This window comes from Acidocella sp., from assembly GCF_036489515.1.
In the GTDB taxonomy this organism is placed as follows: Bacteria; Pseudomonadota; Alphaproteobacteria; order Acetobacterales; family Acetobacteraceae; genus Acidocella.
Map to the genome: position 1 here is coordinate 76,832 of NZ_DASXFO010000035.1, position 14,513 is coordinate 91,344.

The 14,513-nt window shown below is 62.7% G+C and carries 13 protein-coding genes; 1 reads left to right on the plus strand and 12 read right to left on the minus strand.

What is annotated here, in order from left to right:
* Window positions 1-45: 45 nt before the first annotated feature.
* The 8 genes from VGG47_RS05150 to VGG47_RS05185 all read right to left on the minus strand — a co-directional run bounded on the left by VGG47_RS05150 (window position 46) and on the right by VGG47_RS05185 (window position 8,175).
* A complete protein-coding gene (locus tag VGG47_RS05150; RefSeq protein WP_331536111.1) occupies window positions 46-804 on the minus strand; it encodes an N-acyl homoserine lactonase family protein in 759 nt (252 codons plus the stop codon).
* A gap of 72 nt (window positions 805-876) precedes the next feature.
* Complete coding sequence (locus VGG47_RS05155; RefSeq protein WP_331536113.1) at window positions 877-2,169, minus strand: MFS transporter; 1,293 nt, start codon at window positions 2,167-2,169, stop codon at window positions 877-879.
* Window positions 2,170-2,460: 291 nt separating this feature from the next.
* Complete coding sequence (locus tag VGG47_RS05160) at window positions 2,461-3,747, minus strand: MFS transporter (protein WP_331536115.1); 1,287 nt, start codon at window positions 3,745-3,747, stop codon at window positions 2,461-2,463.
* A gap of 289 nt (window positions 3,748-4,036) precedes the next feature.
* A complete protein-coding gene (locus tag VGG47_RS05165) occupies window positions 4,037-4,351 on the minus strand; it encodes a 2Fe-2S iron-sulfur cluster-binding protein (RefSeq protein ID WP_331536171.1) in 315 nt (104 codons plus the stop codon).
* 215 nt (window positions 4,352-4,566) lie between these two features.
* Window positions 4,567-5,316, minus strand: coding sequence for a 2-keto-4-pentenoate hydratase (locus VGG47_RS05170; RefSeq protein ID WP_331536117.1), 750 nt, complete (start codon window positions 5,314-5,316; stop codon window positions 4,567-4,569).
* A gap of 32 nt (window positions 5,317-5,348) precedes the next feature.
* Window positions 5,349-5,525: a hypothetical protein gene (locus tag VGG47_RS05175; protein ID WP_331536119.1), complete on the minus strand. Its 177-nt coding sequence runs from the start codon at window positions 5,523-5,525 to the stop codon at window positions 5,349-5,351.
* A 474-nt stretch (window positions 5,526-5,999) separates the two neighbouring features.
* Window positions 6,000-6,410 carry a hypothetical protein gene (locus tag VGG47_RS05180; protein WP_331536121.1) on the minus strand — a complete coding sequence of 137 codons (411 nt, stop codon included), beginning with the start codon at window positions 6,408-6,410 and terminating at the stop codon, window positions 6,000-6,002.
* Window positions 6,411-6,810: 400 nt separating this feature from the next.
* A complete protein-coding gene (locus tag VGG47_RS05185) occupies window positions 6,811-8,175 on the minus strand; it encodes an MFS transporter (protein ID WP_331536123.1) in 1,365 nt (454 codons plus the stop codon).
* 219 nt (window positions 8,176-8,394) lie between these two features.
* Between VGG47_RS05185 and VGG47_RS05190 the strand changes: the two genes are divergently transcribed.
* Window positions 8,395-8,835 carry a SufE family protein gene (locus VGG47_RS05190; RefSeq protein WP_408841547.1) on the plus strand — a complete coding sequence of 147 codons (441 nt, stop codon included), beginning with the start codon at window positions 8,395-8,397 and terminating at the stop codon, window positions 8,833-8,835.
* 153 nt (window positions 8,836-8,988) lie between these two features.
* On the opposite strand, the gene VGG47_RS05195 is transcribed toward VGG47_RS05190, so the two are convergent.
* The 4 genes from VGG47_RS05195 to recO form a co-directional block, all read right to left on the minus strand.
* Entirely contained in the window at window positions 8,989-9,300 is a 312-nt protein-coding gene (locus VGG47_RS05195; RefSeq protein ID WP_331536127.1) for a hypothetical protein, read from the minus strand.
* A 66-nt stretch (window positions 9,301-9,366) separates the two neighbouring features.
* A complete protein-coding gene (locus VGG47_RS05200; protein ID WP_331536130.1) occupies window positions 9,367-11,358 on the minus strand; it encodes an FUSC family protein in 1,992 nt (663 codons plus the stop codon).
* Between the two features lie 188 nt (window positions 11,359-11,546).
* Window positions 11,547-13,775 (minus strand): DNA topoisomerase IV subunit A, encoded by a 2,229-nt coding sequence (gene parC, locus VGG47_RS05205; RefSeq protein ID WP_331536133.1) that lies wholly within the window; start codon window positions 13,773-13,775, stop codon window positions 11,547-11,549.
* Window positions 13,765-14,511, minus strand: a complete 747-nt coding sequence (gene recO, locus VGG47_RS05210) for a DNA repair protein RecO (protein WP_331536135.1) — start codon at window positions 14,509-14,511, stop codon at window positions 13,765-13,767. Before recO ends, parC begins: the two co-directional genes overlap by 11 nt.
* Between the last annotated feature and the right edge of the window lie 2 nt (window positions 14,512-14,513).

Consider the following 14,513-nt stretch of genomic DNA (forward strand, 5'->3'; position numbering starts at 1 on the left):
GCCTGGCCAGCGGTGGTGAAAGAGCGATGAATGTAAACGTCTACATCAGCGATATTGGTGGGGCGCCGGCTTCCAGGTCCGCCAAAAATCGGGATCGTGGCAGATCACGAGGTCGCCGTCGAGAAATTCCGAGAGCATTTTCAGGCGCTGAATGGAGGCGATCGCGTCTTCAAAATTATGTGCGTTGCCGGGCGGAACGGCGGGGTCGAGGTTCGCGGGGCAGAGCATGGAATCGCCCGTGAAGATCATGCTGCGGCCCGATGGCAGGCGGACGATGAGTGACTGGTGGCCCGGCGTGTGACCCGGCGTGGCGAGCGTCGCAACGCCGGGCTTGATGACGGTGTCGCCCTTGAGAAACTCATAGGCGACGCCGCATTCGAAATAGGGACGCGAATAGAGCCGGCCCACGAATGGATCCGGGGAACAGGCGAAGCGGTGTTCTGCAGCCTGGGCGTAGAAGCGGGCGTGCGGAAAGAGCCCGTTGCCGCCTGAGTGATCCCAATGGAAATGGCTGTTGACGACGATCTTCACGTCCTCCGGCGTGCGGCCCAGCTCGGCGAGGCGATGGCGGAGATCGTCCTCAGCTGTCTGGCGGACGATGGAGTTATGATAGGGCTTGGCTGAGGCGCCACCCTGCCCTTCCCGCTCACGGGGCAGCATGCCGGTGTCGAATAGAATATGCTCACCGTCCTGCATTTCGATGAAGCCGACGGTGACAGGGACATGGACGATCTGTCCCGCGCCAGCCCTGTAGGTGAGGATCGATTGATCGTTCTGAAGCGTGCCAACGTTGAAGAGCGACACGCTCGCGACGAGAGTTTCCGTTGTTGTTCCGATATCCTTGTCGGCCATTTTAACGTCACTTTCCTGTAGGTGTCAGACCAGATGCGCCGTTGACCGCGCCGCCGCGATGGGCGCCGCCTGGGCCTCGCGGATGAGGGAGATGAGGAGGCTCGAGAGCACGAGGCAGATGCCCATTGTGATCAGGCCGGAACCGAAATTACCGCTGAGCCCACGGACATAGCCGACGAGATAGGGGCCCGCGAAAGCGCCGAGCACGCCGATGCCGTTCATGATCCCCATGACCGTACCGAGCACCCCGCCTGACACGATGTCAGCAGGTATCGACCACAGCACCGGCTGCGAACCATAGAGCATGGCGCCGGCTGCGGTGATCAGCAGCATGTTCGCGAGCAGGCCATTGCCCGCGTAGGTCAGGCCCGCAGCCGCAAGACAGAGGCCGGAGAGCAGGATCGGCACTGCGGTGTAGAAGCGGCGGTTCAGCGTACGGTCGGAGAGTGACGTCAGAATCGGCATCACGACGATCGCCGCGGCGAATGGGATCGCCGAGAGCCAGCCCACATCCACCTGACTCAGCGACTTGTCCTGGTGCAGCACGCTCGGCAGCCAGATCACGAAGCCTAGGAAGCCGACATTCCAGAGGAAGACCGCCGCGCAGTACAAGAGGACGGGGCGACGACGCAGTTCGGCGCCGACGCTGGACGTGGCAATGGAGGCTTGTGGCAGCGCCGGAACGGTGGCGGATGGTTCTTCAAGCTTGGCCAGGATCGCGTCACGCTCTGAGGGGGTGAGCCAGCGCGCCTTGCGTGGAGAGTCGGCGACGCCCCAGAGCCAGACGAGGACCCAGACGATCGGGAAGATGCCCTCGACGATAAACAGCATCCGCCAGGAGTTGTGGCTCAACACGAGACCCGCGATCGGTCCGTTCAGCATGGCGGCTAGCGGGTAGGAAAGCTGCCACACGCCGTTAGCACGGGCCCGTTCCGAGGGAGCGAACCAGTTGCGCACGAAAAGCAGCATGGTCGGGAAGATCCCGCCTTCGAGCAGCCCGAGTGCAAAACGGACGGCCACAAGCTGCCCCGGCGTTTGAATAAAAGCCTGCAGCAATTCCGTGACGCCCCAAAGCACCAGTAGCCAGGCGATCAGCGCTTTGCCGTGACCACGATCCGCAAGCCAACCGCCGGCTGTCTGACTAACGCCGTAGCCCAGGAAAAGTACGCCCGAGGCGAAGCCGAGAATGGCCGGGCTAAAATGCAGTTCCTTGCCCATCAAAGGAATCGCAAAGCCGATGTTGGTGCGATCCATGAAAGCGATGATGTATGTCAGCATCATCACAGGCAGCAGGCGTATCCAAGGCTTAGCCATCATATCCTCCGCTGTATTTTTCTTTCGTTGATCCCGATATCGGGACCGCCGGCCTGAGCGCGCCGATAGTACAGCAGGCAAATAAGAATAAAATTACGTTTTGCTTCGTTCAGACAATAGTTTTTTTATGGTGTTCGTGTGCAAGTAGAAGAAAGCGGCCGCTTTTTAAAAAAGCGGCGCAAAAATTTTTGCGCTACGCTGGGTCATGGGCTTTGTCACCGACAACGCCCATGACCCAGCGTAGCAAAGTTTTTTTGCTACTTTTTGTTCACAAAAAGTAGTCTTCCTTACTGCTCACCGCACGCGCTCGACCTTTCCAATCACAAACAGGTACGAGCAGGTCGAAAGCAGCGCCATGCCGCCGATGAAGGAGAGCGCCGGTGCAAAATTGCCGCCTCGAACGAGAAAGCCGATCACCAGCGGGACGATGATGCCCATGCTCGTTCCGACAAAATTGAACGCACCGCTGGCCCGGCCGACCAGATTGACCGGCGCGATCGAGGAGACGAGCGACCAGGAAATGGCGCTCAGCCCACTGCCGAAAAACGCGACCGTCATGAAGCCGATGATGAGCGCGGGGCTCTGCACGAAATTCGCGCCGATGATGGATGTCGCGAGGATGAGGCCGGTGACGATCGGTGCCTTTCGCGCGAAGCTGAGCGAATAGCCGCGCCTGAGCAGGCCGTCCGACAGGAAGCCCGAGAGCAGCACACCGCAATAGGCGGCGATGAAAGGCAGGGTGGCGAGAAACCCGACCTTCAGGAAGGCGATATGCCGGTAACGGACCAGATAGATCGGGAACCATGTGAGAAAGAACCAATTTGCCGCCGTCTCGCCGCTATGGGCGAGGAGCAAGCCCCAGAGCTTGCGATTGCGGAAGGCGCGCGCGGCTGGCACGGCGTCGGCTTCGGGTCCGTCCTCCGTCTGCTTCTGTGTCCACGCAACCTGGCCGCCTCCCGCGCGGATCAGGCTGAGCTCTTCAGCGTTCGCGTGCTGCGAGTCGATCGGGTCCCGATAGAGTTGCCTAAAGCAGAATGCCCAGACGATGCCGATCGAACCGATCATGATGAACATCGCACGCCAGCCGAAATGTTCCGTCACGAAGGCCAAGATGGGTGTGCAGAATGCCAGCCCGACATATTGGCCGGAGACGAATACGCCGACGCCGCGCGCGCGCTCGTTCTCCGGAAGCCAGGCTGTGACGATCCTGTTGTTCATCGGAAAGGACGGCGCTTCAGCGCCGCCGAGCCCCATACGCAAAAGGAACAGCTGCAGCAGCGAGCTGGAAAATCCGAGCATCAGCTGCATCGCCGACCACACGGCGATGATCGCCGGATACAGAAGCCGCGGCCGCACCCGGTCGACGAGCATCGATCCGGGGATCTGCAGCGGAGAATACGCCCAGGCGAAGGCCGAGAAGACGAGGCCCATCTGCACCGAACTCAGATCCATGCCACGCCTGATGAACGGTGCGGCGATCGCAAGGCTGGCGCGGTCGAGATAGCCGATCACGACTGTGACGAAGATCAGCACCACCATGAACGCACGCACCCGTGTCGGTCGCGCAGTCTGCGCTGGCAAACTCAAATCTTTAGGCATTTTTTAGGATCGACTTCCGTGATGTCTTATCGGGAAACCGCGGCTGACCTGTGCCGCTTCATCTCCCACTCCTCAGCCAGATAATATTATCTGACAATCCCTACGGGTCCAATAACGTTTGAAGGCAAGCGCAAGGAAGGCTACTTTTTGTGGACAAAAAGTAGCAAAAATTTTTTATGCTGGGCCATGGGCGTTGTCGCCGACACAGCCCATGGCCCAGCATAAAAAATTTTTGCGCCGCTTTTTTTAAAAAGCGGCTACTTTCTTCTCTCTAATCGGGCTCGGCGATGGTAACGCGCAGCCCATCCAGCGCCTCGGTTATGCGGATCCGACAGCTGAGCCGCGACTCGTCCGTGACCGTGCGTAGGGAATCCAGCAAATCCAACTCGTCCTCGCTCGGCGGTGGCAATCGCTCCGCCCAGGCGAGATCGACGATGACATGGCAGGTTCCGCAAGCCAGAGAGCCGTTGCACTGGCCCCACAACGGCAGGCCGGCGTCGCGGGCGATGTGCATGAGATCGTCGTTGTCTGCCCCGTCGATCCGGTGCTCGACCCCGTCAGGGGCGGTGATGAACAGCGTTGGCATAGTCACTTAGTCCTATGAAGCCCAGTTAAATTCAGCGGCGACGAAGATGACCGCCTGCCCGCCACTCGACCAGCCCGGAGAACGCATATGTGATCGCCGTGACGAGGCCGAAGGCGGTTGCCGCGACAAGTAATGTCGCGTCGTGCCGACCGGGCTTAGGACAATAGAGAGCCTCCTTTGGGGACTTACCGCCCCCCAAAGGTCAGTGTTTGACTTCAGAAATCAAAAACCACTTCGGCCCGGCCGAGACCGGCGAATTCGACCGCACAACGGTCGCCGGGGTTGAGAAAGCGCAACCCTGTCCAGCTTCCTGTCGTCACCAATTGCCCAGCTTTTACGCCGGTTCCTTCGCGCATCATGTTGACGAGAGCGACCGCAACACCCAGCGGATCGCCGGTCGGATGTCCGCCTTCGCGGTCCACCACCGGCTCGTCGTTTACAAACAGGGTCACGCGCAGGGATTGCATTTCCAGGTGCGACCAGTCCGCGATCTCAGCGCCAGGCACTAGCGCGCCATTGATATTTCGATCCGCCAGTTGTTCCAGAGGCGGCTTGGCGCGCGGCTCACGATACCGGCTGGACACCACTTCTATGGCCGGCAATGCAACGAGGGCCTCAGCGACCTCCTCCCGCGTATACGGCGTGCCTCGTGCCGGCAGGTCGCGCGTGAATCGAAACGCGACCTCACCTTCAACGCCGAGATGCGGCACCTCGGCGGTCGGAAGCCGTGCAGGGCTTTGCCGGATCATATGCGCATAAATCAGGCCGCGCGTCGGCTCCTTGTCCAGTGGCGCCGTCGCCTTGAAGGCGCCGACAGGTGTTCCGGTCAGCGCCACGACACGATCCTGGATGGCGTGGGCCTCGGTGACCGACGCCGGCGCCACGGGCAGAGCCTCCAGTTGCGTCCCGCTGCGCTCGGCCTCGGCAAGCGCCGCGGCAGCCGAGGCGATTTCTTGTTCTGTCATAACGCGGGATTCCTTCTAATGGTCGGCGCAGATCATGTCGCTGCTTTTAGTTTGTTCTTTTGGAGGAAAGTAGCCGCTTTTTGAAAAAAGCGGCGCAAAAACTTTTTGTTATGCTGGGCCATAAGCGTTGTCAGCGCCAACGCCCATGGCCCGGCATAGCAAAGTTTTTTTGCTTCTTTTTGTTCACAAAAAGAAGCCTTCCCTTTCACTTGCCGAATCGCCTCCCGCTTCCTTTCGTTTGATGCAGATCATTGCGCTTCTGTCGCCGGGATGTTTGGGTTTTCGGCCACTGTGAGGAAGTGCAGCCATGCGCAAGCGTTCTCTTAACGGAATCGCGTTCGCGGCCATGATCGCGGCTCTGGGTCTCGGCACCCAGGCCAGAGCTCAGATGTTGGGTAACGGCCAGTACGGGCCTATCCCCGGGACGACGGGGCGCGATTACGGGGGGACGACGGGCAATAGCGAATCTAGCCCCAGGACGACGGGGAACGGCGGATATGGGACCAATTCCGGCACGGCGGGCACCGGCGCTGGGTCGGCCCCCGCGACGACCGGCAATACCGGTTATGGGTCCAGCCTCGGTAATTTCGGGCCAGGCTCCAATGGGTATGGGCCCAGCCTCGGCAATTTTGGGCCCAACGCCGGGACCAGCGCGCAGCCTTAGGGCGCCGGCGATTTCGGGGCTACTGGGTCAGCGCGTTGTACAGCCAGGCCACCATCGGCGAGACGACCAGGCCAATGACCAGGCCGACGGCCAAGGCGCCGCCCACATAGGCCTTCTGCCGCCTCACGTCCGCCTGCATGGCGACGATCTCGGCGAGCTTTCTGCGTTCCTCGCCCAGAAGTTTTATCGCACTGCGGCTCTCTGAAACGGCGTCATGGATCGTCGTGGTGCTGTAGCCTAGCCGCGCCAACCCCTCGCTCAGCCCGTCTTTCTGGCCATCGATCTTCCAGCTCAGCTCGCGCACCGCCGTGGCCAGATCGGCCAAACGGCGGCGGCTGTTGGTTGTGGTCATGTCATCGGGGATGACCGGTCCCGCGGCCGTTGGCGCGCTGGATGTTCCAACCGGGTTGTTCTGTGTTGTCGCCGTCATGGATTACCCCTACGCGTGAGCCAAAATCGAACCGAATTTTCATGCTCCATGACAGAAGAACAGTCATGGAGCATGCATCTGGATGCTACCTGAAGTTGTTAACCAGAGCCCGATGAAATGAATTCAGATCGGTATGTCAAGAATCCTTCCGCACAAGCAGATATAATGTGGCGTTAGAGCAATATGCGTTTCGCCGGAAGCAGAAAGTTCCGTGTCAACGCAAGAATTTTTCCAGGAGGGCTCGCGCAGAAATAAGCGCAAGGGAAGGCTACTTTTTGTGAACGAAAAGTAGCAAAAAAACTTTGTTATGCTGGGCCATGGGCGCTGTCAGCGACATCGCCTCCGGCCCAGCATAACAAGAGTTTTTGCGCCGCTTTTTTTAAAAAGCGGCTGCTTTCTTCTACTCTGCGGCAGCCGCCTCCATCACCTCGCCGGACAGGTCCTCGAGCGAGCGGCCGGCGGTTTCCGGGATCAGGGTCAGCGTCAGGATGGCGCCGACGATCGAGAGCCCGGCGAGAATTGCGATCGCTGCTTCCTCACCCAGTTTCATGAACACGAGCGGGAAGACGAAGGCGCTGAGCGAGGCGCCGAGCCGGCCGCCCACCACCGTGATGCTCTGCGCCACGGTGCGAATGCGCGTCGGTGCCAGTTCGACGCCGAGGATGCCCGAGCCGCTCACCATGCTCGGCCCCATGATCAGCATGTTGAAGGCGCCGAAAATCACCAGGCCGAGTACCGCGTTGTGCATGATGTCGCGATGCAGGACCGCGAACAGGATGAGCACCAGCGCCGCACCGATATAGCCCCAAATCATCACCGGCTTACGGCCGAAGCGGTCGAGGAGAAAAAATGTGCCGATCAGGACCGCCGGCATGATGAAACCAAGATCCATGAGCAGCGTGAAGCTCGCCGGGGTGATGCCGAGCCCCTTGGCGATCAGCGACGGCCCGAACAGCACGGTCGAGTAGATCACGATGTCGAACACGAACCACAGCAGCGCTGCGGCGAAAATCTGTCCCGCATGGGCGCGGAACACGGTCATGAAGCTGCGGCGGTCGACGGGCGGCACTGCCTGGGCGCGGCCGGTCACGGTCACGGTCACGGCGCGGGCGGCTTCGGTGTCACCTTCCATGCGCGCCAGATAGCGCGTGGTCTCGGGCATCTGCCGGCGCAGATAGAGCACGGAGAGCGCCGGCAGCGCGCCGGCAGCCAGCACGATCCGCCAGGTCAGGCCGGGCGCCACGCCACAGGCGTGCAGCACCAGCAGCAGCAGCCCGGCGACCGCACCGCCCATCCACCAGGTGACCGAGAAACCGAAGCCGATCGACCGGCCGCGATCGGCCCGGTTGGCGTGCTCGGCCATGATCGTCGGCGACAGCACATAGTCCGCGCCGACGCCGATCCCGAGGATAAAGCGTATGGCGATCAGCCACATGAGATTGGGGGCGAAAATTTGCGCCACGGCGGCGATCGTCATGATCGCCACGTCGAGGCCATAAAACGTCTTCCGCCCGCGCTGGCCCAGAAAGCCGAAAATCAAAGCGCCCAGGGCGGCACCCAGCAGGGCGGAACCGGCGAGCAGCGCGCCATCCAGGCCGCCGATATGCCCGACGCCGAAAGAGGCGAGCACCAGCGGCAGCACCACGCCGATCGACGCGAGGTCATATCCGTCCGTGAACACGCCCATCCCGGTGGTGAAGACGGCGCGCCAGTGAAACCCCTTGAACGGCTGATCGTCGAGCGGCTTGAATCCAGAGTGCGGCATAATGGCTCCTTGTAAGGGCGCCGCTTTTAGGGGGTGACCGCTCTCATTTGATGACAGTTCAGTTGCAACACAGCTACGGTTCCATGAATAACCGATGGCGTTACAAAGACTTTTTGGCTGCGCATAAATTTCCCCTTCGTCCCAAATGCCGCTATGCTACGGGCCGGGCGGAGATGATCGTCCGCGCGGCTTGCTCCGGCGCGGGTTCCGCGTAAAAGGCTGGCTGTGACTCAATTCTATCACCCTGAAGACGACAGCGCCGCGGCCGCGATTGCCGGCATCGGCGACGAGCTTTCCCTCTTCGACGACTGGATGGACCGCTACCAGTTCATCATCGAGCTCGGCCGCAAGCTGCCCCCCTTCCCCGCAGAATGGCAGGACGAGGCGCATAAGGTGCAGGGCTGCCAGAGCCAAGTCTGGCTGGCGGCGGAGCGCAGCAACGGGAAATTCTATTTCACAGGCGCGTCGGACGCGGCCATCGTCTCCGGCCTCGTGGCGCTGGTACTGCGCGTCTATTCCGGGCGCGAACGCGAGGAAATTCTCGGCACCTCGGCCAGGTTCCTGAATGATCTGGGCCTCATCGGCGCGCTCTCCACCAATCGCGGCAATGGCGTTGCAGCGATGGTCGAGCGCATCCAGGCCCTCGCCAAGGCCGGATAGCAGAGAAAGAAAGCAGCCGCTTTTTAAAAAAAGCGGCGCAAAAACTTCTACTATGCTGGGCCTGAGGCTGTGGCGGCGCCCACGCCCATGACCCAGATCAACAAAGTTTTTTTGCTACTTTTTGTTCACAAAAAGTAGCCTTCCCTTCACATCCTACGCGCCCGCGAGCCGGCGGCGGTTGGCGCGGACCTTGCGGCGATAGAGCTGCATCACCTCACCCGCGCCAAGATCCTCTTTACCGCCGAGTGCTGCTTGCATCATCAGCTGGCCGCTTTCGACCAGGGTATCGAGCTTTTCCGAGACCATCAGCGTGGCCTCCTTCTGCCCCCCCGGCCCGCCTTGTGCTAATTTGGTCAGCCGCAGGCCGATCACCTGCTGTGCTTCGACCGCCAGCATCGCGCCCTGAAAAGCGATATTGGCTAGCGCGAGAGTTGGCCAGGGCAGCAGCGGCTTGAGCTTTGCCATTGTCGGTCCTTCATTTTTCATCTTGTGCAATGCAACATAAGCCTTAACTGCCATGCCGCAAGTTCACTATCGAGCGATCAGCTCCGCCTGCCGCGCGAGTCTGCCGAGGGTTTCCGCGCCGGGGCCGGAGGGCAATGCCGGCCGTGGGCGATGATTGTTTGAAAGACAATCCTCTAGCCAGCGTTGCCATGCCTCCCAGAGCGGCCGGTCGGCGGCCGGAATGGCGGGACGGTCGAGCGAGAGCACGGAAAGCCGTCCTGCCATGCGCCGCAGCGCCGTAACCACCACCGCGCCGTGTTGGAGCGCCGGGTCCTGCCGCCGATGCGGCTCCAGCAGCGCGCGCGACAGGGCCGCTTCCAGATTATTGCTGGCCAGGCCCGCGGCGCGACGTGGCGCCGCCGGCGCCGGCTGCTCCTCCAGCAGCGCCGCGAACACCGCATGGACATAAGCGACATGAGCACGGATGGCGGTGGCGATGCCGGTTTCCAGCCGTGCCCCCTCAAATCCCGGCCAGAGCAGCAAATTCCCGAGGACCGCCAGCCCGCCCCCCAGCAACGTGTAGGCGACCCGGGACGCGGCGATGGTCAGCTCGTCGTTGCCGGGGCTTAGCTGCTCGATCAGCAGAACGACCATCGGCGTGAGCACGGCGGTGAAGGCGGTGTAGCTGACCGAACGGATCGCGAAGGCGAAGATGGTCAGCGGCAGCATGGTGAAGGCCAGCTCCATCGGCGTTTTGCTGATCAGCCCGATCCCCGCCGCCACCAGCCCGCCCAGCGCCGTGCCCACCACCCGCTCTGCCGAGCGCAGCCAGGTGGCCGAGAAATAGGGCTGCAGGCAGAGAATCAGGGTGAAGGTCGTCCAGTGCGCAAACGGGCTGCCATCGAACATCGTCCAGGTTAAGACCGGCGTGGCGACGACGGCGGCGCGCGAGGCATGGCGCAGAGCCAGCGAGGAGGTGGAAAAATTCTGCCGCAGCGGGGCGAACACGCGCTGTGAGAGCGGTGGCGGCGCCATCACCGAGCCGGGCTCTGGTCGCGCCGTGTAGCGCGTCGCCACGATCAGCACGGTCAGGTTTTCCGTCATGGCCTGCATGACATGGCGTGCCTCGGACGCCTCCGGCAGGCGCTCCAGCTCGGCCCGCAGGCGCTGCAGGCTGGCCTGCTTCTTGGCCGTGTCGAGCGGCTGGTCCGCCTCGATCTCGGGGCCGATCGTCGCCAGCCAGGCGGCGATCAGCCGCACCGGCCGCGCCGCTTCGCCGCGACAGCCGGCGTCGCTCTCCAGAATGTCGGAAAGCGCGATCAGCGCCTCAAAAATCTGCTCCAGGGTCTGCAAGCGCACGGTAAGCTGCGCGCCGCGTGGCGTGACCAGGCCGCGGCCGCGGAACGTCTCGACGGCGACGGTGCGCGCGGTCTCCATCGCCTCGCGTACATTGCGCCGGTGCTGCGCCGCATGCGCTTCGAAGGCGGCGGTATTTTCATCCGCATGCGCCAGGGCGGCCAGCTCTTTGGTGAGTTGCGCCAGCCGTAGACAGACCTCGGCGACTGCCCGGCGCGAGGGCGCGTAGGGGTGCAGCCGCCAGATCACCAGCGTCAGAAGCACCGCCCAGGCGGATCCGGCGCCGAAATTCAGGCCCGCGAATGCCGCTTGGTGCAGGCTGGTGAGCGGCGTGCCGACCGACAGCACGATGACGACCGAGAGCAGGTTGCCGACCTGCATCCCGCTCTGGCCGTAGACCCGCATATAGCTGGTCGCGAAAATCATCAGCCCGGCGGTCAGGGCGGAAATCCAGATTCCCTCGCCGCGGAGCCAACCGAACGCCGCATAGGCAATGCTGCTGAAAATTGCGAAGGCGATCACCGCCGGGGCGCGCTTCGCAATCGTGCCCCCAGGGTCGGCGAAACAGGTGAGCAGCGCGCCCAGTGCGGCCAGCCGGAAATGCGGCAGGCTGAAAGCCTGCGCCACGATCAGCATGGCGGCGACCGCGATGCCGGCGCGCGTGCCCTCGGCGAGCGACACCGCACGCGGATTGAGGGCGATGGGCAGGTCGCGCAGCTTCATGCCAAAAATGCCTGGTTCATGCCCTTACCGTCATTGTAAGCAGCCGCTTTTTGAAAAAAGCGGCGCAAAAACTTTTGTTATGCTGGGCCATGGGCTTTGTCAGCGCAAACGCCCATGACCCAAACTAACAAAGTTTTTTTGCTACTTTTTGTTCACAAAAAGTAGCCTTACTTTGCTGATTCCAACTATCAGCCCGCCTCATCGCCGAACTTGCCGGATTTCGGAAACCCATTCGGCGGCAGGCGGCCAGCCTGGGCGCGGCTGCCGAGCCATTCGGTTAGTTTGGACTCGGTGCGCGTGTTCTGGCCGAGGCGCCAGGTCAGGCCCTGGGCGAGCGTGAAAATCTTCACATCGGCGATGCTGCCATCCTTGTATTTCTGCAGCTGCACGCCCGCCCCTTTCGGCATCTCCGGCACTTCGGCCAAGGGGAAGACCAGCAGCTTGCGGTTCTGGCCGATGATCGCGACATGGTCGCCTTTGACCGGCACGCAGGAATGCCATTCCTCGCCCGGCTTCAGGGTGAGGATCTGCCGTCCGGCGCGGCGCTCGGAAACCAGTTCCGCACCCGGCACGACGAAGCCCCGGCCGGAGGTGGAGGCGACCAGATATTTGCCGAGCATGTCGGGCAGGAACAGGCGCAGGATGCCATCCTCGTTAGCCAGCTCGATCATCAGCCGGATCGCCTGGCCGTCACCGCGGCCGCGCGGAATGTCAGAGGCCTTGATGGTGTAAACGCGGCCATTGGTGGCGAGCAACGCGATTCGGTCGGTCGATTCGCAGCGCAGCAGGAAGGCGAGATGGTCGCCCTCCTTGAACTTCAGCTCCGCATCGGCGGCGAGATGGCCTTTCTGCGCGCGGATCCAGCCTTTCTGGCTGAGAATCACGGTGATCGCCTCGCGCTCGACCAGTGCCTCGGCGACGATCTCCACGACCGGTGCTGCGGCGCTGATCTGCGTGCGCCTTGCGCCGAGCGGCCCCGAACCGAATTTTTCACGCACCTCGGCGATCTCGCCGGAAATCTTCTCCCAGCGCTTGCCCTCGTCCTTCAGCAGCGCGTTCAGGGATTTCTGCTCCGCGCTCAGTTTCTTGTGCTCGTTGCGGATTTCCATCTCCTCGAGGCGGCGCAGCGAGCGCAGCCGCATGTTAAGGATCGCCTCGGCCTGCAGCTCGGTGAGGGTGAACGTCTTCATCAGCGCCGGCTTCGGCTCGTCCTCGGTGCGGATGATGCGGATCACCTCGTCGAGGTTGAGGAACACCGCGAGATAGCCCTCAAGAATTTCCAGGCGCCGGGCAATGGCGTCAAGCCGATGATTGGAGCGCCGGACCAGCACCTCGTGGCGATGGTCGAGCCAGCAGCGCAGCAGGTCGCGCAGACCCATCACGCGCGGGGTGCGGCCGTCCGCCAGCACGTTCATGTTCATCGCGAAACGCGATTCCAGCGTGGTCGCGCGGAACAGCGAGGCCATCAGCATGTCAGCATCCACGGTGCGGGATTTCGGCTCCAGCACCAGGCGGATGGTCTCGGCGCTCTCGTCGCGGATATCGCCCAGCAGCGGCAGCTTCTTCTCCGACAACAGCAGCGCGATCTGCTCGACCAGCCGGGATTTCTGCACCTGATACGGGATTTCCGTGACCACGATCACCCAAGTGCCGTTCTTTTGCGCCTCCTTCCCCCAGCGGGCGCGCGTGCGCAAAGATCCGCGGCCTGTCTCGTAGGCGTTCAGGATGGTGGCGTCGTCCTCGACCAGTTCGCCGCCGGTGGGAAAATCCGGGCCGCGCAGATGTTTGAGCAGCGCGGGCGTGTCGGCCTCGGGATGGGCGATGAGATGCATCGCCGCGGCGCAGATTTCGCCGGCATTATGGGGCGGAATGGAGGTCGCCATGCCCACCGCGATGCCGCTCGCGCCGTTCGCCAGCAGGTTCGGAAAGGCGCCCGGCAGCACCACCGGCTCGCTCTCCTCGCCATCGTAGGTCGCACGAAAATCGACCGTGTTCTCATCGATGCCGCGGAGAAGAAACTCGGCGATCTCGGTGAGGCGCGATTCGGTGTAGCGCATCGCCGCCGCGTTATCGCCGTCGATGTTGCCGAAATTGCCTTGGCCCTCGATCAGCGGATAGCGCGAGGCAAAATCCTGGGCGAGCCGCACCAGCGCTTCATAGATCGAGGAATCGCCGTGCGGGTGGAATTTACCCATCACGTCGCCGACCACGCGGGCGCATTTCTTGAAGCCCGAGCGCGGGTCCAGCTTCAGCTGGTGCATGGCGTAGATGAGCCGGCGATGCACCGGCTTCAGCCCATCGCGCGCATCCGGGAGCGAGCGCGACATGATGGTGGAGAGCGCATAGGCCAAGTAACGTTCCGAAAGCGCGCTGCTGAGGGGCGCTTCCTCGATGCGGCCGCTGATATCATCCGGCATGTTTCTGCTCCTGCTTCTGCGCCGCGAGGCGATCCGAAAGCTGGTCATAAAGACGCGCGCGCGCCGTTGGAAGGGGGCGGTGGCGGCTGCCGAACACGTCGCGTGTAAGAAAATGCCCGGTCAGGCGCAGCCCGGCGAGCGCATCGGCCAGGTCCGGCTCGGTGTCGTCCAGCAGAAAATCCGGCAGTTTCAGCAGCCGGTCCACCCATTCCCCGGCCTGCGAGAGGGTCACGGCGCGGCTAGTGCGGGGCGAGACATAGGCCAGCCGGTCATTGCCCCCGGCGCTTACGGAAAAATCCAGGCCGAAGCCAAGCTCGCGCAGCAGATCGAGCTCCCAGCGCACCAGAGCGGGCAGCGGGTGCCCCGGAATATTGATGCCCGCCAGCAGCCTTGTGAGGCCGGCGAAGACATCCCCATGCGGCTCGCGCTCCGGCAGCGCCCCGGCGGCGAGCGCGCAGGCAGCCTCGAGGATCGCCAGATTTTCGGCGCTCTGCATCGCCAAAGCAGCACCAGGGTGGACCAGTTCGCCGGTGATCGCGCCAAGCTGCTCGGCCAGCCGCGCCACCCAGCGCGCCGAGAGCAGGTTGCCCTTCTGCCAGATCGCGATCCGGCGCCGCGACGCCCCGCCTTTGGCGAGGCCGCGCCAAACGCCAAGCGGCGTCAGCACGCAAACCAGCAGATCACCCTCGCCATAGGGGGCGGTCTCCAACACGATGGCGGGTTCCTGCCACTCCATGC